This is a genomic window from Polynucleobacter sp. JS-Safj-400b-B2 (genome assembly GCF_018881975.1).
Lineage (GTDB): Bacteria > Pseudomonadota > Gammaproteobacteria > Burkholderiales > Burkholderiaceae > Polynucleobacter.
In genome coordinates this window covers 25634-43549 of sequence record NZ_JACVPJ010000001.1, presented here as the reverse complement: position 1 = coordinate 43549, position 17916 = coordinate 25634, and the positions used below count along the sequence as shown (strand labels likewise).

Annotated in this window: 17 protein-coding genes; 3 read left to right on the top strand and 14 right to left on the bottom strand. The window is 47.4% G+C overall.

All coding sequences use genetic code 11. From position 1 onward, the window contains the following. Positions 1-4: 4 nt before the first annotated feature. The 11 genes from lepB to ICN48_RS00185 all read right to left on the bottom strand — a co-directional run bounded on the left by lepB (position 5) and on the right by ICN48_RS00185 (position 10578). A complete protein-coding gene (lepB, locus tag ICN48_RS00235) occupies positions 5-811 on the bottom strand; it encodes a signal peptidase I (protein WP_216151764.1) in 807 nt (268 codons plus the stop codon). Next, positions 811-2616 carry a translation elongation factor 4 gene (gene lepA / locus ICN48_RS00230; RefSeq protein WP_216151763.1) on the bottom strand — a complete coding sequence of 602 codons (1806 nt, stop codon included), beginning with the start codon at positions 2614-2616 and terminating at the stop codon, positions 811-813. The genes lepB and lepA overlap by 1 nt, the downstream gene beginning before the upstream one ends. Before the next feature lie 137 nt (positions 2617-2753). Beyond that, positions 2754-4202: a DegQ family serine endoprotease gene (locus ICN48_RS00225; protein WP_216151762.1), complete on the bottom strand. Its 1449-nt coding sequence runs from the start codon at positions 4200-4202 to the stop codon at positions 2754-2756. A 50-nt stretch (positions 4203-4252) separates the two neighbouring features. Continuing rightward, on the bottom strand, positions 4253-5500 hold the full coding sequence (gene fabF / locus ICN48_RS00220) for a beta-ketoacyl-ACP synthase II (RefSeq protein ID WP_216151761.1): 1248 nt from the start codon (positions 5498-5500) through the stop codon (positions 4253-4255). A 21-nt stretch (positions 5501-5521) separates the two neighbouring features. Further along, complete coding sequence (acpP, locus tag ICN48_RS00215; protein WP_216151760.1) at positions 5522-5761, bottom strand: acyl carrier protein; 240 nt, start codon at positions 5759-5761, stop codon at positions 5522-5524. Between the two features lie 101 nt (positions 5762-5862). Then, positions 5863-6606, bottom strand: a complete 744-nt coding sequence (gene fabG / locus ICN48_RS00210) for a 3-oxoacyl-ACP reductase FabG (protein ID WP_216151759.1) — start codon at positions 6604-6606, stop codon at positions 5863-5865. Between the two features lie 40 nt (positions 6607-6646). Continuing rightward, entirely contained in the window at positions 6647-7582 is a 936-nt protein-coding gene (fabD, locus tag ICN48_RS00205) for an ACP S-malonyltransferase (protein ID WP_216151758.1), read from the bottom strand. 55 nt (positions 7583-7637) lie between these two features. Then, on the bottom strand, positions 7638-8624 hold the full coding sequence (locus ICN48_RS00200; protein WP_216151757.1) for a beta-ketoacyl-ACP synthase III: 987 nt from the start codon (positions 8622-8624) through the stop codon (positions 7638-7640). After that, positions 8621-9634, bottom strand: coding sequence for a phosphate acyltransferase PlsX (gene plsX / locus ICN48_RS00195; RefSeq protein WP_216151756.1), 1014 nt, complete (start codon positions 9632-9634; stop codon positions 8621-8623). Before plsX ends, ICN48_RS00200 begins: the two co-directional genes overlap by 4 nt. Positions 9635-9717: 83 nt before the next feature. Continuing rightward, on the bottom strand, positions 9718-9897 hold the full coding sequence (gene rpmF / locus ICN48_RS00190) for a 50S ribosomal protein L32 (RefSeq protein WP_011902241.1): 180 nt from the start codon (positions 9895-9897) through the stop codon (positions 9718-9720). 105 nt (positions 9898-10002) lie between these two features. Then, positions 10003-10578: a YceD family protein gene (locus tag ICN48_RS00185; RefSeq protein ID WP_216151755.1), complete on the bottom strand. Its 576-nt coding sequence runs from the start codon at positions 10576-10578 to the stop codon at positions 10003-10005. A 55-nt stretch (positions 10579-10633) separates the two neighbouring features. Here ICN48_RS00185 and ICN48_RS00180 point away from each other — a divergent pair, with 55 nt between their 5' ends. Together ICN48_RS00180 and ICN48_RS00175 are read left to right on the top strand one after the other, a co-directional pair. Continuing rightward, complete coding sequence (locus tag ICN48_RS00180) at positions 10634-11236, top strand: Maf family nucleotide pyrophosphatase (protein ID WP_216151754.1); 603 nt, start codon at positions 10634-10636, stop codon at positions 11234-11236. A 19-nt stretch (positions 11237-11255) separates the two neighbouring features. After that, on the top strand, positions 11256-12026 hold the full coding sequence (locus ICN48_RS00175) for an SAM-dependent methyltransferase (protein WP_216151753.1): 771 nt from the start codon (positions 11256-11258) through the stop codon (positions 12024-12026). A 30-nt stretch (positions 12027-12056) separates the two neighbouring features. Here the strand turns inward: ICN48_RS00175 and sppA are convergent, their stop codons facing one another. Genes sppA through ICN48_RS00160 form a run of 3 tightly spaced genes read right to left on the bottom strand, consistent with a single transcriptional unit; the run spans position 12057 to position 14733 of the window. After that, entirely contained in the window at positions 12057-13004 is a 948-nt protein-coding gene (gene sppA, locus ICN48_RS00170) for a signal peptide peptidase SppA (RefSeq protein WP_216151752.1), read from the bottom strand. 29 nt (positions 13005-13033) lie between these two features. Beyond that, entirely contained in the window at positions 13034-13708 is a 675-nt protein-coding gene (locus ICN48_RS00165) for an HAD-IA family hydrolase (RefSeq protein WP_216151751.1), read from the bottom strand. A gap of 8 nt (positions 13709-13716) precedes the next feature. Further along, positions 13717-14733, bottom strand: a complete 1017-nt coding sequence (locus ICN48_RS00160) for an RluA family pseudouridine synthase (RefSeq protein ID WP_216151750.1) — start codon at positions 14731-14733, stop codon at positions 13717-13719. Positions 14734-15197: 464 nt separating this feature from the next. On the opposite strand from ICN48_RS00160, the gene ICN48_RS00155 reads away from it, so the two are divergent. Beyond that, positions 15198-17858 carry an Rne/Rng family ribonuclease gene (locus tag ICN48_RS00155; RefSeq protein ID WP_216151749.1) on the top strand — a complete coding sequence of 887 codons (2661 nt, stop codon included), beginning with the start codon at positions 15198-15200 and terminating at the stop codon, positions 17856-17858. Positions 17859-17916: the final 58 nt, after the last annotated feature.

Here is a 17916-nt window from a genome sequence, read left to right as displayed (position 1 = left end):
ATATTTACTCGAATCCGCCTATGCGGCCAAGATTACCCAGGTTTAACCAAACAAAAAAAGCTTTACCAACAATGTTTTTATCCGGCACAAAACCCCAGTAACGTGAGTCTGCACTGTTGTCACGGTTATCACCCATCGCAAAGTAATGCCCTGGTGGTACCTTACAAGTGACGCCGGACTGTTGGTACTGACAGAATTCAGAACCCGGAAAACGCTCAGTCGGGAATACGCTAGCCGGACGATCAGGATCATTGAGGATGTCATGGCGATTGCCGCCCAAGTCTGCCGGGAAAGTTTCCGTGAAACGCTTGGCATAACGCATATTCTCAGGATCAAGGTAAGGCTCGCCACCGCTATATTGCAATGGTTGATCATTAATGGTTAGGCGCTTATTTTCATAAGTGATTACATCGCCCGGCAATGCGACTACGCGCTTAATGTAATCCACCGATTCATCACGCGGATAGCGGAATACCACCACATCGCCACGCTTAGGTGAACCCAAATCAACTACCTTTTGATTCAGTACTGGCAAACGAATTCCGTAGGTAAACTTATTTACCAAAATGAAATCGCCAATTTGTAATGTTGGAATCATTGAGCCAGAAGGAATCTTGAAAGGCTCAGCAATAAAGGAGCGTAATACAAATACCGCACAAATCACAGGAAAGAAGCCAGCCGTGTACTCAAGCCACAAAGGCATGCGGTCATTACCGGCCAAACGTCTTTGTGGGGCAAAGTGTAATTTGTCAGCAACCCAAGCGATTCCAGAAACAATCACTAAGATGAAGAGGACTAAAGCAAAGTTCATTAATCCTCCACCTGCAGAATAGCCAAGAAGGCTTCTTGTGGAATCTCGACGTTACCCACCTGCTTCATACGTTTCTTACCTTCTTTTTGCTTCTCTAATAACTTACGCTTACGAGAAATGTCGCCGCCATAGCATTTAGCCAAAACGTTTTTACGCAAAGCTTTGACGTTTTCACGCGCAACGATATTGCTACCAATCGCCGCCTGAATAGCTACATCAAACATTTGACGGGGAATAATGCCGCGCATCTTGGCAACCACTTCGCGCCCACGATGCTGACTATTACTTCTATGAACAATTACTGAGAGAGCGTCAACCCGCTCACTATTAATGAGGATGTCGACCTTAACTACGTCTGCTGGGCGATATTCTTTGAACTCGTAGTCCATGGAGGCATAACCGCGTGAGATCGATTTCATTTTGTCGAAGAAGTCCAAAACAATCTCAGCCATCGGCAACTCATAAGTCAGCTTAACTTGACGGCCTAGATAGTTCATATCCATCTGAATACCGCGCTTACCAACGCACAAGGTAATCATCGCTCCTACATACTCTTGTGGCATGTATAAATTGACCGTCACAATCGGCTCAAGAATGGTATTGATCTTGCTGGCCTCAGGCATCTTGGATGGGTTATCGACCATCATGAGCGTGCCGTCAGACTGCTCCACTTGATACACCACAGTTGGAGCAGTCGTGATGAGATTCATGCCGTACTGGCGTTCTAAACGCTCTTGCACGATCTCCATATGGAGTAAACCTAAGAAGCCACAACGGAATCCAAATCCAAGAGCCTGAGATACCTCTGGCTCATACAAGAGCGAAGCATCATTTAGCTTGAGCTTCTCAAGGGACTCACGTAATTGATCATATTCACTAGCTTCAACTGGATATAAGCCAGCAAAAACCTGAGGTTTGACCTCTTTGAAACCAGGAAGTGGTTCAGAGGCGGGAACTCTGCCTTGCTGTCCAGGGGTGTGTGTGACGGTGTCACCCACCTTGGCAGCCTTTAACTCTTTAATACCAGCAATCACAAAGCCCACCTGACCAGCAGATAACTCTGGGCGATCTACTGACTTCGGACTAAAGACGCCTACATGCTCGACTAAATGGCTTGAGCCATTGGCCATTAAAGTAATTTTTTCTTTTGGCTTCAAGGTGCCGTTCACAACGCGAACCAGCATAACAACGCCAACGTAGTTATCAAACCAGGAGTCAATAATCAAGGCTTGTAACGGGTCTGTCGCATTACCCTTTGGCGGAGGCACCCTTGCAATCATCTCCTCAATTACATCCGTGACACCCAAACCTGTTTTAGCAGAACAGGTTACGGATTCAGATGCATCAATGCCAATAACATCTTCAATTTCTTTTTTAGCGCGCTCAGGGTCGGCTTGAGGTAAATCTATCTTATTGAGTACAGGCACAACCTCAACACCCAACTCCAAGGCCATGTAACAGTTAGCAACCGTTTGCGCCTCAACACCTTGACTAGCATCCACCACTAAGAGTGCACCTTCACAGGCAGACAAGGAACGACTTACCTCATAAGAGAAGTCAACGTGCCCCGGGGTATCAATGAGATTGATGTTGTAAATCTTGCCATCTTTAGCTTTGTAATTTAAAGCTGCGGTTTGAGCCTTAATGGTAATGCCGCGCTCACGCTCAATATCCATTGAGTCGAGAACTTGGGCTTCCATTTCGCGATCGGAGAGTCCACCGCACAGCTGAATAATGCGATCAGCAAGCGTCGATTTGCCGTGATCAATATGGGCGATGATAGAAAAATTGCGGATTAAATCCATAGCGTCTTAATAGGTCATTCAAAAAACGCCTTGTCAGAACGCACCACGATGATGCGCTGCAAAAAGTCGTCTTAAAGTGATTGTAATGGGATGGCGCCTAAATGGCGCCAAACCCCACTTTCAGGGCCAAAATAGGGTTATTTAGGCCTTACAGGGACTACCAAAGTGCTGTCAGCACGGCGAATAAAGACCGGGACAGCCTTATTAGCGTCCAAGCCCTTCACCAAGGCCTCAAACTGCTTAACACTTGTAATATCAGCGTCTGCAACTCGAATAATGACGTCTCCAGGTCTAATTCCAGCTTTAGCCAGGGGGCCATCCCCTAAACCGGTAACCTCAACCCCGCCCTTGATGTTTAAATCCCTCTTTTTGGCATCTGAGAGCTCACCAATAGCAACTCCCAAGGCATTTGCACCGTTACCGTTTGCTGCAGGTGCCTCTGACTTCTTATTGGCTGTTTGAGTAGATTCCGCATCAATGACAGCAACAGTTAAGTCACGGGTACCACCCTTACGCCAAACTTGCACTGGCACTGAGCTGCCTGGCTTAGTTTCCCCAACCACCCTTGGTAAGTCGGTTGATTTAGAAATATCGCGGCCATTGAAACTGAGAATCACATCACCCGCTTCAATACCGCCAGCCGCTGCAGGACCGCCTGGTTCAACATTACGCACATATGCGCCACGAGGCTTTCCTAAACCTAAACTCTCAGCCACTTCTTTTGTCATGTCACCCAAAGCAACACCAATACGACCACGAGTCATCTTGCCATTGGTACGCAATTGATCGGCAACACGCATTGCTTCGTCGATCGGAATTGCAAATGAAATTCCCATGTAGCCGCCAGAGCGACTAAAGATTTGCGAATTAATGCCGATCACTTGACCAGCAGTATTTAAGAGCGGCCCTCCAGAGTTACCTGGGTTTACTGCAACATCAGTCTGAATGAAAGGTAAGTAGTCGCCCGTATCGCGGCTCTTCGCCGACACAATACCGGCAGTCACCGTGTTCTCAAGGCCGAACGGGGAGCCAATCGCAAGCACCCATTCACCTACTCGCACCCTGGATGAATCACCCAAAGGCAGCTTTGGTAAATCACGTGCTTCAATTTTGACGACCGCAACATCGGTACGCTTATCCATACCGAGTAACTTTGCCTTGAACTCGCGCTTATCAGTCAGAGTCACGTAGATAGTGGTAGCACCTTCAACAACGTGAGCATTGGTCAAAATTAATCCATTGGATTCAATTATGAAACCAGAGCCCACACCACGATCCGCCTCTTGTGGCTTACTCGGATTTGGTTGTGGCTGCTTAGGACCACTTGGCATTCCAGGAATAGGTACACCAAAGAAACGGCGGAAGAATTCAGCCTGATCTTCAGGCATTCCAGGAATGCCGCCTTGAGTTTGCTGCACCGGTACCTTTTCAGTAATTCGAATATTTACAACAGCTGGACTCGCACGTTCAACCAAATCTGCGAAGTCAGGAATAGTGACTCGAGGAGCTTGTGCTAATGCAGAAGAAGTGAACGCAAGTTGACCCAAACTAAAAATAGCCAGGAGCGTAATTAAATACTTTTTCATAATGCTATAGACCTACTTGGTGAAAACCAACAATAAAGATATTAAGAATATTAGGTCAGTTTGCCAAAAATCAAGGTACCGTTAGTACCCCCAAAGCCAAAATTGTTTTTGACTGCATGGTCGATCTTCACATCCCTAGCGGTATTGGCGCAGTAGTCCAAGTCACACTCAGGATCTTGATTGAAGATATTGATAGTAGGTGGCGATTTTTGGTTATGAAGAGCCAAAATCGTGAAAACAGACTCTAGACCACCGGCACCGCCCAAAAGGTGGCCAGTCATGGACTTGGTGGAATTAATCAAAGTCTTCTTAGCGTGGTCGCCAAGAGCAGCCTTGATAGCACCAGTTTCGTTCTTGTCACCCAACGGTGTAGAAGTGCCGTGAGCATTGATATATTGAATCTGGTCAGCATTGAGACCTGCATCGCGCATTGCATTGACCATGCAACGACGTGGGCCATCCATACTTGGAGCGGTCATGTGATACGCATCACCACTCATACCAAAGCCAAGTAATTCGCAGTAGATTTTTGCGCCGCGAGCTTTGGCGTGCTCATATTCTTCAATCACTATGACGCCAGCTCCCTCGCCAAGGACAAAACCATCGCGGTCTCTGTCCCATGGACGTGATGCAGTTGCAGGATCATCATTGCGAGTAGAAAGCGCTCTCGCTGACGCAAAGCCGCCAACACCTAAGGCAGAAATAGTTGACTCAGCACCACCGGCAACCATGACATCAGCATCGCCATACTGGATTAAGCGCGCAGCTAAACCGATGCTATGCAAACCAGTAGTGCAGGCAGTTACTGCAGCAACGTTTGGACCTTTAAGACCAAACAAGATGCTGAGGTGACCAGAAATCATATTGATGATTGATCCTGGAACAAAGAAAGGTGAGATACGACGAGGACCGCGAGCCAATAGTTCAGCGCCTGTTTCCTCAATCATGGGCAAGCCGCCAATACCGGAGCCAACCATGACACCAACGCGCTCAGCGTTTTGCTCTGTGATCTCTAAACCGCTGTCTCGAATAGCCTGGGAACCAGCAGCAATACCGTAATGGATAAACGTATCCATATGGCGAGCCTCTTTGGCAGAAACATATTCCTCGACATTGAAATCTTTCACCTCTCCAGCGAAATGAACGCTAAGCGGAGTGTGGTCAAACTTCGTGATGGTAGCGATGCCTGATTTGCCCGCGAGCAAATTAGACCAAGCTAAATCAACTGAATTACCAACAGGTGAGATGAGGCCAAGGCCGGTGACTACAACCCGGCGTCGGCCATTTGATGCTGACACAGTAATGCCTAGGCTAGGGAATTAACCCTGAGCTTTTGATGTAGCGAAGTCGATTGCGAGCTGAACTGTAGTGATCTTTTCAGCTTCCTCATCAGAAATTTCGATGCCGAATTCATCTTCCAAAGCCATAACCAGTTCAACAGTGTCAAGAGAGTCAGCGCCCAGGTCGTTCACGAAAGAAGATTCATTTTTGATATCTCCTTCTGCGACGCCCAATTGCTCAGCGACGATTTTCTTAACGCGTTGTTCGATGTTGTCCATTAATTTCCCCAGGGGTTGTAAAAAACGATGAGAGGATTTTATCAGTTCGGCGGACCGAATCAGCAAATTCGCCTAAAAATGACTAAATCCTTGCTTTGCCGTTAGACTAAATAGAGTCCGCCATTGACATGTAGGGTATTACCCGTAATGTAACCAGCTGCTGGAGAGGCCAAAAATGCCACCGCCTGGGCTACATCCTCAGGACTACCTAGACGAGCCAAAGGAATGTTCACTTTTAGGGCATTTTGCTGCTCTTCGCTCAAAGCGCGGGTCATATCAGTATCAATAAATCCAGGAGCAACGCAATTCACGGTGATATTACGGCTACCGATTTCACGGGCCAAGGCACGAGTCATCCCTGAAACGCCTGCTTTAGCAGCAGCGTAATTTGCTTGGCCAGGATTACCCATATGACCAACAATAGAAGTGATATTGATAATCCGGCCACAGCGAGTCTTCATCATTGGACGCATTACCGCTTGAGAAAGACGGAATACAGAGCTTAAGTTGGTATCAATCACATCAGTCCACTCTTCAGACTTCATGCGTATAGACAAGTTGTCGCGAGTAATCCCAGCGTTATTCACCAAAATATTGATGCCGCCATATTCTTTCACAATCAAGTCAATGATTTCTTCACAAGCATTTGGTGCGGTGACATTTAATACTTTGCCCGCACCACCAGAAGCTTTCAAACGCTCATCAATGGCTTTTGCGCCACTCTCTGAGGTGGCAGTACCAATCACCTTGGCACCACACTTCACCAATTCATCCGCAATCGCTTGACCGATGCCGCGCGAGGCACCAGTCACTAAGGCAATTTGTCCGCTTAAGTCGAGATTCATATTTGTCTTCCGCTATTTTCTATATTTATGCATCTTGATTTTATTTGAAGCTAGCCAAAACTTCATTTAAGCTGGCTTCATCAAATACTGGCACACCAGTGACTTGATCATTAATACGCTTAGTAAGGCCTGCTAATACTTTGCCAGGTCCACACTCCACCACTTGAGTAATACCCTGAGAGGCCATAGCCTGAATCGTTTCCTGCCAACGCACAGGTTTAGCAGCTTGACGCACCAATGCGTCTTTAATAGCCGCTGGGTCATTCAAGATTTCAACATCTACGTTATTGATAACAGAAATGGTGGGGACTTTAAATTCAATATTCGCCAAGTAAGCTTTGAGTTTTTCAGAAGCAGGCTGCAATAAAGAAGAGTGGAATGGTGCAGATACTGGCAATGGCAAAGCACGCTTTGCGCCGGCCGCCTTCAACAACTCACATGCTTTAGTAACAGCGTCACTTGCGCCCGCAATCACTACCTGACCAGGGGCATTGAAATTAACAGCCTCGACAACACCACCAGATGCTGCACTCGCTTCAGCACAAACCTGAATTACTGTTGCATCATCTAAACCCAAAATAGCGGCCATGCCACCAGTACCAACAGGTACTGCACTTTGCATTGCTTCAGCACGAAAACGCACCAATGGAACAGCATCTTTAAATGAAATGACGCCTGACGCCACTAGGGCGGAGTATTCACCAAGACTATGGCCGGCCATCACCTGAGAAGCGGGGCCTCCAGCAGCCAACCAGGCGCGGTAAAGGGCCACACCAGCCGTCAACATCACAGGCTGTGTATTGGTTGTTAATGACAATGCCTCAGCGGGACCTTCGGCAATTAACTTTGCAACATCCTCACCCAAGGCTTCAGAAGCCTCTTGCAATGTTAAGCGTACTTCTGGACGCTGCGCAATAGAATTGAGCATGCCTACAGATTGAGAACCTTGGCCTGGGAATACGAATGCAAATGTCATGTGATTAATTCGCTAGCAAAAGAAATTAAAGAGATAAATAAAAAGTGAACTGTTCTTAGTATTTAATGGCAACCGCGCCCCAAGCAAAGCCGCCACCAACACCCTCTAATAAAAGATGTTGGCCACGCTTAATCTGCCCTGAGCGTACACCAAAATCTAATGCCAATGGAATGGATGCAGCCGAGGTATTGCCATGCTCATGCACGGTAACAATCACCTTATCCATCGACATACCCATCTTCTTGGCGGTACCTTCCATGATGCGAATGTTTGCTTGATGAGGCACTAGCCAATCAATTTGTTCGGCCTTGAGATTGGCTTTATCAAGCGCTTCGTGAGCAACTTGTTCCAAGACCTTTACGGCCAACTTAAATACTGCCGGACCATCCATTGTCATAAATGGAGAGCCGTGTACTTCGCCATTACCAGCACGCCCAGGCACACACAAAATATCGCGTTGACTACCATCGGCATGCAGCGCTGTAGACAAAATACCCGCCTCTTTAGAAGCCTCGAGTACAACAGCTCCAGCGCCATCACCAAACAAGACGCAAGTTCCACGGTCTTCGAAATTGAGAATGCGTGAGAAGGTCTCAGCACCAATCACCAATACTTTTTTGTAAGTGGCAGAACGAATAAACGCATCCGCAATGGCAAGTGCATAAGTAAAGCCAGCGCAAACTGCCTGTACATCAAAGGCTGCGCAGGAAGTATGTGCGCCCAATTTATCTTGCACTACACAAGCCGTACTTGGAAAGCCGCCTAAATGGTCGGGTGTAGAAGTAGCCAAAATAATGAGGTCTAAATCTTCAGAGGTTATGCCCGCGCTAGCAAGTGCAGCTTGTGCTGCCTTCACCGCTAGATCGCTGGTAAGTTCATTCTCAGCCGCAAAATGGCGTGCAGAAATACCGCTACGCGTTTTAATCCATTCATCACTAGTCTCTAAGCCAGTTTTGGCGAGACGCTCGACTAAATCTTGATTGGTTAAGCGCAACTCTGGAAGATAACTTCCAGTACCAGCTACTCTTGCAAAAATACTCATACATTTGCCTCCACCACAAAGGCTGCAGCAATGCGCTCCACCATGCGGTTCTTAGCTGCTTCATAGGCGCGATCCAAGGCAAAGCCAAATGCAAAGCGATCAGCGGATCCATGGCTTTTAATCACACAACCACGTAAACCTAACAATACTGCACCGTTATAACGACGATGATCAACGCGCTTACGCACTCTTAGCAATGGCACCATCGCGCAGATTGCCATTAATTTTGTAAGCAACGAGCGATTAAATTCTTGGCGAATCAAACCACTCATCATTTTGGCTAAACCTTCGCTCGCTTTGAGAACGACGTTGCCCACAAAACCATCGCAGACCACAATATCGGTTGTGCCTTTAAAAATATCGTTACCTTCTACGTTGCCATAAAAGTTTAAAGAAGTTTGACGAAGTAGTTCACTAGTTTGTTTAACTACTTCATTACCTTTAATCACTTCCTCGCCAATATTGAGAAGACCAATTGAAGGATTTTGTTTGCCATCTACCACTTGCACCATCACATTTGCCATCTGGGCAAACTGTACTAAGTGCATTGGTTCGCAGTCAGCGTTCGCGCCTAGATCGAGCATCGTTGTACCGCGCCCTAATTCATTGGGGATTGCGGTAGCTATTGCGGGACGATCAACACCATCGAGCGTCTTTAGAATGTAACGAGAGATCGCCATGAGTGCGCCAGTGTTGCCTGAAGAAATCACCGCATCGGCAGCGCCCTCCTTCACTTGCATGATGGCAACGCGCATAGAAGAATCTTTTTTGCGACGCAGAGCAATCTCAATGGGGTCATCCATCAAGACAACTTCACTAGCAGAAATAATTTGAATGCGGTCCATCGGCGCTTTGGGAGATTTACTCAAGACTTGCTTGATTAAATCGGGATCACCCACAAGGGTAATCTTCACATCTGCGTGTTTTTCTAAAAAATCGCAGGCAGCAGGAACCGTCACGACGACTCCATGATCTCCGCCCATGGCATCAATAGCAAGAGTAACGCTCATAAGCTCATTGATTGCTGCAAGTGATTTATCCAAGAAAAAAGCGGCTTTTACTGGAGCCGCTTCTATCTGTTTAGACTAAAAAATTAGTCGTTTTTAGTTTTAACAACTTTACGGCCACGATAGTAGCCGTTAGGTGAGATGTGGTGGCGCAAATGAGCCTCACCAGTTGTGGCTTCAACAGCCGTAGCAGGTGCGGTCAAGAAGTCGTGCGCACGATGCATGCCACGTTTGGAAGGTGATTTTTTGTTTTGTTGAACGGCCATATTGAACTCCTAAGCAAGGCGATATTCTAACATGGAAAAGCGTCTAAATGCTTGATTTATTGACAAATGATACTCAAAACAACACCTGATACAAGACCCCTCAATTCAGTTTTTCTTCATATTTTTCAATATGTTAAAGGGATTTTCACGCTCATTTGACGTCTCTTTCTCACTCCCCTCCCCAAAGGTGGAGGCATGGGGCTCACAAAACCCATCTGGATGCTTTGGAATCAAGGGCAATGACAGTAAAACCTCATCCTCAATGGTCTCCAGGAGGTTGAAATGCTGATTTACAACCAGGGGTTCCTGTTCCTCATCCTCAACAGGGTACTCATCAGCTTCAGAATCTGTCAAAACCAGAATAAATCGACGCTTTTCGTCCAAATCTACTGCGCAATCCTGCAAACAACGCTGGCAGACCAGGTGTAGGCGGCCTTTTAGACCCAATTCCAGAATTTGGTGGGGCTCACTTCCCGGCGAGTCTTCAAAATGAGTCTGAACAACCCAATCAAAGCCATCACCAGAATTGATGATTGAAGCCTCTTCGGCCAGCCTTGGCATATCTGAAATACTTAAAAAACCAGCACCCCTGTAAGACTGGGGTGCACAAAAATCCACCCTCTTTAAGGCACTAGGCTCCGCAGATAGCTCGACTTGAGGTAAAACTTGATTACGATTCATGGCATCAGTCTAAATGAAGCCGCGGCAGTAAGCACAGAAGAAAGCACAGAACACGATGAGTAGTTTTCAAAATCCAACCCTTATCCTGGGGTCTACATCCAAATATCGCCGCGAGCTTTTGGAGCGTCTACGCATTCCTTTTGAAGTCGTTTCACCAAAAGTAGATGAGACGCCACTCACCGGTGAAAGTACTCTTGATTTAGCCCTGCGACTTGCACATGCAAAAGCAGCTGCGGTTGCCAAACAGTTTCCAGATGCCTGGGTGATTGGCTCCGATCAAGTTGCCGATTTGTGTGGCGCAGCGATTGGTAAACCTGGAAATTTTGAAAGAGCATTAGCTCAGCTACAACTCATGCGCGGTCAAATAGTGACTTTTCAAACAGCGCTGTGTTTGATGAAGGGCGAAATCCAAACGACTGTTTGCATTCCGACTGAAGTAGCTTTTCGCAAACTTCCAGATAGCGTGCTAGAGGCTTATCTACTTGCTGAAGAGCCTTATGATTGTGCCGGCAGCGCTAAGTCAGAAGGGCTTGGCATCAGTCTACTAGAGTCAATCAAGAGTGATGACCCAACAGCTTTAATTGGTTTACCGCTGATTGCATTAACTGGCTTACTACGTGATGCCGGGTTTGCAATCCCATTAAAAACTAAGCAATAAAAAATAAAAAAAGTTCTCCATGAGCAAACTCGGCACTCTATATTTAGTTCCCAATACTTTGGGTGATGATGCTCGTGTTGAGCAATTACCTTGGGTGCTTCCATCAGAAACGATTAAGCAAACAGCCAAGTTAAAACACTGGATTGTTGAAGATGCCAAGACGGCGCGGGCACTATTAAAAGCCATCGATTCTGTTTCGCCATTAGCATGCACCATTCAAGAAATGCAGATGGGCGAATGGCGTGGCGCAGCGCGTAATGCCAAATACGGCGATGCCGTGAAACCCGCTGATTTACTTAAGCCTTTGCTTGCTGGAAATGATATGGGCTTAATGTCTGAGGCAGGTGTACCCGGAGTTGCGGATCCTGGTGCAGAGTTGGTATTAGCAGCACATAAGCTAGGCGCCAAAGTAAAGCCGCTGGTTGGCCCCAGCTCCATTTTGCTGGGCTTGATGGCAAGTGGACTGAATGGTCAACGCTTTGCATTTCAGGGCTACCTTCCTCATGACACTCATGAGCGTACGGTAAGACTAAAACAGTTAGAGGTAGAGTCCAGAAAATTACAACAGACTCAAATTTGGATTGAGACACCCTATCGCAATACCGCCATGCTCATGGCCTGCATGAATTCGCTAGCACCGCAAAGCCTGTTGTGTCTTGGAGTAGACCTTAGTCTGCCGTCAGAAATGATTGCTACCCTTTCGATTGGGGATTGGCGCAAACGTTACCCGAATGAATCTGCTTGTGCCCCATTACAAAATAGGCCAACAGTATTTCTACTATTGGCCTAAATTTGTTACCGCTCTAGTTTTGTTTTTTATTTACTTGAGATCAGGCGTCTTCACTAAAGCTTTACCAGCAGCAGCACCAGCCTCTGCACCAAAGCGCTTAGCGACCCGCTCGGCAAAGTTTTCCTTCATGGTGTAATCCAGAATATCGGGTGCCTTAAAGATATCGCGCGCGACAGTGTCAACCGTTCCATAACCATCAGCCAAACCAATCTTGACGGCTTGCTCGCCATTCCAGATACGCCCAGAAAATAAATCCGGCACATCTTTTAAGCGATCGCCACGACCCTCTTTCACCACAGCAATAAATTGCTGATGTATCTCATCGATCATGGTCTTGACCATTTCTACTTGCTTTGGGTTTTCTTTGCTGAACGGATCCATCATGCCCTTGTTAGAGCCTGAGGTAATCATGCGACGCGTAACCCCTAGCTTATCCATTAAGCCCGTAAAACCAAAGCCTTCCATGATCACGCCAATGGATCCCACTAAGCTGGCTTTATCAACCAAGATTTGATCCGCAGCCACCGCAACGTAGTAACCGCCTGAGGCACAAATATCTTCTACTACGACATAGAAGGGTTTTTTTGGATAGAGCGTACGCAAGCGATGAATCTCATCATTAATCATGCCAGCCTGCACAGGAGATCCTCCAGGGCTGTTGATGCGCAATACAACGCCAGCACTATTCTCATTCTCAAATGCAGAGAGCAAAGAAGAATTGATATCCATCGCATTAGCCATCGAGCTTGAAGAAATTTCTCCCTCGAGAGTTACCAAGGCAGTATGTTTTTCAACTCCCATGCCTTTACCTGGCAAATGAAAATCAAATATCGATAACAGAGCGCCTACCAATACCAGCAGGGTAAGTACGCGTAATATGGCTTTCCAGCGACGCGCTTTGCGAGTCTCTTTCAAATTCTCCAAGAGAAGATGCTCAAGAGCTTGGCGCTCCCAATTGGAGTTTGGATTATTTTCCATCTATCAATTCCTTAGCGTTACTAATCAGATTACAAATTACTCTTAAGCCATTGCGAAAGTTGCGCAACATCATCCACATGGACCAATGATGGCGACTCCTTCAGGGTGCTCGGGGGATGGGCACCATAAGTTACCGCTACTGCATCCACACCAGCATTTGCGGCCATATCTAAATCGTGTGTTGTATCGCCAATCATGAGCATGCGGCGAGTTGGCACTTGGGTCACATCCGATAACTCCAGCAACATACCGGGATGCGGCTTGGAGAAAGACTCATCTGCCGTACGAGTCTCATGAAAGAGATGGCCAATTTGATGATGCTTGAGTGAACGATCCAAGCCCACGCGAGATTTACCTGTAGCAACACCTAATAAAAATTGTTGATCATGTAGTTCTTGCAAGAGCTCTCTTATCCCGACAAATAAATCGAGTTCATGATCTTTGGCTAAGTAGTGATAACGAAAGCGCTCGGTGAGTTTTTGAAAATGAATTGGCTCAACCCAAGGTACCGCCCTACGCAATGAATCCTGAATCCCCAAGCCAATGACCGAGCTCGCCAGAGTATCGTCCGGCGCTTTAAAGCCTAAATCACGGCATGCTTGCTGAATGCAATGCACGATGGTTGGCGTGGAATCCAGGATGGTTCCATCCCAATCCCAAACAATCATGTCGTATGGTCGATTTGATTTATTTGTTTGCGGCATTCTTCTTTTTAATGTTCAAAGTTTTTCATCATGGCGGTAAATTCTGGCGGCATTGGCGACTCAATCCGCATCTTTTCACCAGTGCGTGGATGGGTAAAGCCAGCCAGATGAGCGTGTAGATATAAGCGTTTGGATTTAATCTGCTTATCCAAATCTTCAAAGCCATACTTATCGTCGCCCAAAATTGCGTGACCCAACTTTAGTAAATGCACTCGAATCTGATGAGTGCGCCCCGTCTTCAGTTGCGCTTCAGCCAAGGTAATAGTGACATCTTCACGCTTAAGTGTTTTGATTACTCTTAATGCAGTATGACTTGGTAACCCATCTGGATCCACTTTCACACGACGTTCACCATTCGGAAGAAGATACTTATGCAGCGGATATTTAAGCTGCATAGTTTGCGCGCCCTGGATAATTTCACCATGTGCAAGCAAGAAATAGCGCTTATCGGTTTGACCTTCACGGATTTGACGATGCAACTCCACCAAAGCGCTACGCTTTTTAGCCAAAAGCAAAACTCCTGAGGTATCTCGGTCCAGGCGATGTACTAACTCCAGAAACTTGAGTTCGGGACGAGTAATGCGCAAAGCTTCAATTACCCCAAGAGCAATACCTGATCCACCATGGACAGCCAAACCTGCTGGCTTATTTACGATTAAGAGTGCTTCATCCTCAAAAAGAATAGGCATCTTGTCTGAATAGCCGTGAGCTCGGGATTTGGTTTGAGCGGAATTAACTGCTGCCATTTGGGCGGGCTCGGCAATTCGGACTGGGGGAAGGCGCACCACATCACCCTCGATGAGGCGTGTGGTTGGCTCTGCCCGCTTTTTATTTACCCGGACTTCGCCAGACCGAATGATTCGGTAAACGTGGCTCTTAGGAACCCCTTTGGCCCAGCGTAACAAGTAGTTATCCAAGCGTTGGCCAGCCTCTTCCGGACCAATGGTCTGAAGATGCACTGCAGCAGGGGCTGAAGTATTGGGCGTTTTTACCTGCAAAGGCATAGAAATAGGTTCGGATTTCATGATTTATCTCTCTTGCGACCCCGGCGAGGGATGACAAGGGACTCAACAATACCCCATTGTCACGCAACTTGTGCCGTATAATCAACGCTCTAGCCAATTTATTGGCCCGAGACTGACCTGAAGTCAGGTTTGAATCGTGGAGCTTGGAGTCGCCCTTTAAAAGACTCTCGGGGTTGCCCCTCCCCCGTTGTAATGAGGCGCAGGGTTGGTGTGCCGTATGCCGCGACCCGCGATTAGAAGACAGTTTTCAGGCGCGCGCCTGCATTGATGACCTAAAGGAGGTCTCTGCGGCGATCGTCAAGTGTGGCACCGATTTAACCAACCGTTAACTGGGTGAACTAGGCAAAAAATGCTTAGATTTGCATGATCCACACTCATATACCGCCTTGGGCTTAGTCCCTAGCGGTATCTAACTTGTCCCCTAACGCAGCGCGCAACGACGCCCTCCCCCATAGGAGAGTGTTATGAAACGCATGTTGTTTAATGCAACTCAACAAGAAGAGTTGCGAGTTGCCATCGTTGATGGTCAAAAACTCATTGATATCGATATCGAAGCTGCCGGTCGTGAACAACGCAAAGGCAATATCTACAAAGGTGTCATTACCCGTATTGAACCTTCCCTCGAGGCCTGCTTTGTCAATTACGGCGAAGAGCGTCATGGCTTCTTGCCATTTAAGGAAGTTGCCCGTAGCTACTTTAAAGAGGGTACAGACGTTCGCAATGCTTCCATCAAGGATGCTTTGCGTGAAGGTCAAGAAATCATTGTTCAAGTAGAAAAAGAAGAGCGCGGCCAAAAAGGCGCTGCCCTCACATCCTTTATCTCCTTGGCAGGCCGTTATTTGGTTTTGATGCCAAATAACCCACGTGGAGGCGGCATTTCCCGCCGTATTGAAGGTGAAGACCGTCAAGAGCTCCGCGAAGCCATGTCTCAATTAGAAGTAGCAGATGGCATGAGCATCATTGCTCGTACCGCTGGTATTGGTCGTGATGCTACTGAATTGCAGTGGGACTTAAGTTACCTCATGCAGTTATGGAAAGCGATTGATGAAGCTGCTAAAGGCAACTCTGCTCCTTTACTGATTTACCTTGAGTCCAGCTTAGTGATTCGCGCGATCCGTGATTACTTCCAGCCTGATATTGGCGAGATTCTCATTGATACCGATGACATCTACGAACAAGCTGCAGCATTTATGTCCGTAGTGATGCCCGACAATTTGCCAAGAGTAAAGCGCTATCAAGACGATGTGCCTTTGTTCTCTCGTTTCCAAATTGAGCATCAAATCGAAACTGCTTACTCACGTACTGTGCCATTGCCATCTGGCGGCGCAATCGTGATCGACCACACTGAAGCTTTGGTTTCTGTAGACGTCAACTCAGCACGTGCAACCCGTGGCTCTGATATTGAAGAGACGGCTACTCGTACTAACTTAGAAGCCGCTGATGAAATCGCCCGTCAAGCACGTTTACGTGACTTGGGTGGCTTGATTGTGATCGACTTCATTGATATGGAATCGAGCAAAGCGCAAAAAGATGTTGAGAATCGCTTACGTGACGCTCTGCGTCATGACCGCGCTCGTGTTCAGATGGGCAAGATCTCTAAGTTTGGCTTGATGGAAATGTCTCGTCAGCGCTTACGCCCTGCATTATCTGAAGGTAGTCATGTAACCTGCCCACGTTGTAACGGCACAGGCCACATTCGTGACACCGAATCTTCTGCATTGCAAGTTCTGCGCATCATCCAAGAAGAGGCAATGAAGGAAAACACAGCGGCGATTCATACTCAGGTACCGGTCGAAGTGGCTGCATTCCTTTTGAATGAAAAACGTGCTGAAGTGATTAAGATTGAAACTCGCTTCAAAGTAAATGTCTTGATGGTTCCAAACAAGCATTTAGAAACTCCACATTACAAACTAGAGCGCTTGCGTCATGACGACCCCCGTCTTGATGACCAAAAAGCTAGCTACGTGATGGCCGAAGAGGCTGCTCGTGAACTTGAAACAGACACAACAGTTAGCAAAAAAGATGCTGACGTAAAAGTACGTCCAGAGGCAGCGGTTAAAGGAATTACGCCAACACAACCGGCGCCAATTAGCCAACCACGCCCTGCACGCACTGAAAAAGTTGCGAAAGTAGAAAGTACTGGTGGTTTCTTTGGGTTTATTAAGAGCCTCTTTGGTTCAGCACCAGCAGTTGAAGAGAAGCCTGCGCCAAGCAATCCCCGTGGACGCAATCAAGGCCGCAACGGTGGCAGCAACGACCGCAATCGTGGCCGCAACCGTCGTGGTGAGCGTACTGAGCGCACCGAGCGCCCAGCAGCAGCTGCAGCTGAAGGAACTCCAGCAGAAGCTAATGGCAATAATCGCAGCCGCAACAACCGTAACGGCAATCGCAATCAGGGCAATCAAAACGGCCCTAAACCAGAGCGCCAAGCTAACCCGGCAGCAGTAACACCTGCAACTGAAGCAGCTCCTGGTAGTGAAGCTACTCCAGCAGCGGATGGTGAAGAGCGTGGTCGTGGTCGTGGTCGCAACCGTCGTGGTCGTGGTCAACGTGGCGAGCGTACCGAAGGCGGCAATGACGCAGCTGGTACATCAACCAATGCACCAGCAACTGCAGTGTCTGCAAGTCCATTTGCAGGCCCTCCAGTTGGAATGGGTGGCGCATCTTCTTCAATGCCAATTCAGAACATCGTCAATAGTTTTGGCAATGCAAAGCCTGTTGCAGAGAAACAAGAAAAGCAAGAGCATGCTCCACGTACTCCACGCCCTCCACGTCAATCAAATCGCCCTGCGCAAAATTCTGCTCCTGCATCAACTTCTGCATCTTCAACCACTCCAGCACCTGTTGCTGTAGCGGCCCCGAAGTTAGAAGTGATTGCTAAGCCTGCACCAGAGCTTCCTAAGGTTGCCTTCCAGGCGCTTGAGGAAACCCCTTTGCATAGCGTTGTGCAATCAGCCGGCATGATCTGGGTCGCTACCGACTCTTCAAAGCATGCTGAAGCGCAAAGCCAAATTCAGGCAGAGCCTATTACCCATAAATTGGGTAGAGCACCTAAACCGGCCGCTAGCCTTCATGATGGTCCAATGGTTTTAGTTGAAACCGGCGGCCAAGAAAAAACGGTTTAACACTTATTTAAGCTTTTTCTCCAGACCGCCATTTATCTCAAAAGGATATTTGGCGGTT

Coding starts and splice junctions, on each gene's coding strand:
- lepB (WP_216151764.1), bottom strand. CDS start 811: ATGAACTTTGCTTTAGTCCTCTTCATCTTAGTGATTGTTTCTGGAATC.
- lepA (WP_216151763.1), bottom strand. CDS start 2,616: ATGGATTTAATCCGCAATTTTTCTATCATCGCCCATATTGATCACGGC.
- ICN48_RS00225 (WP_216151762.1), bottom strand. CDS start 4,202: ATGAAAAAGTATTTAATTACGCTCCTGGCTATTTTTAGTTTGGGTCAA.
- acpP (WP_216151760.1), bottom strand. CDS start 5,761: ATGGACAACATCGAACAACGCGTTAAGAAAATCGTCGCTGAGCAATTG.
- fabG (WP_216151759.1), bottom strand. CDS start 6,606: ATGAATCTCGACTTAAGCGGACAAATTGCCTTAGTGACTGGTGCCTCG.
- fabD (WP_216151758.1), bottom strand. CDS start 7,582: ATGACATTTGCATTCGTATTCCCAGGCCAAGGTTCTCAATCTGTAGGC.
- ICN48_RS00200 (WP_216151757.1), bottom strand. CDS start 8,624: ATGAGTATTTTTGCAAGAGTAGCTGGTACTGGAAGTTATCTTCCAGAG.
- plsX (WP_216151756.1), bottom strand. CDS start 9,634: ATGAGCGTTACTCTTGCTATTGATGCCATGGGCGGAGATCATGGAGTC.
- rpmF (WP_011902241.1), bottom strand. CDS start 9,897: ATGGCCGTTCAACAAAACAAAAAATCACCTTCCAAACGTGGCATGCAT.
- ICN48_RS00185 (WP_216151755.1), bottom strand. CDS start 10,578: ATGAATCGTAATCAAGTTTTACCTCAAGTCGAGCTATCTGCGGAGCCT.
- ICN48_RS00180 (WP_216151754.1), top strand. CDS start 10,634: ATGAGTAGTTTTCAAAATCCAACCCTTATCCTGGGGTCTACATCCAAA.
- ICN48_RS00175 (WP_216151753.1), top strand. CDS start 11,256: ATGAGCAAACTCGGCACTCTATATTTAGTTCCCAATACTTTGGGTGAT.
- sppA (WP_216151752.1), bottom strand. CDS start 13,004: ATGGAAAATAATCCAAACTCCAATTGGGAGCGCCAAGCTCTTGAGCAT.
- ICN48_RS00165 (WP_216151751.1), bottom strand. CDS start 13,708: ATGCCGCAAACAAATAAATCAAATCGACCATACGACATGATTGTTTGG.
- ICN48_RS00160 (WP_216151750.1), bottom strand. CDS start 14,733: ATGAAATCCGAACCTATTTCTATGCCTTTGCAGGTAAAAACGCCCAAT.
- ICN48_RS00155 (WP_216151749.1), top strand. CDS start 15,198: ATGAAACGCATGTTGTTTAATGCAACTCAACAAGAAGAGTTGCGAGTT.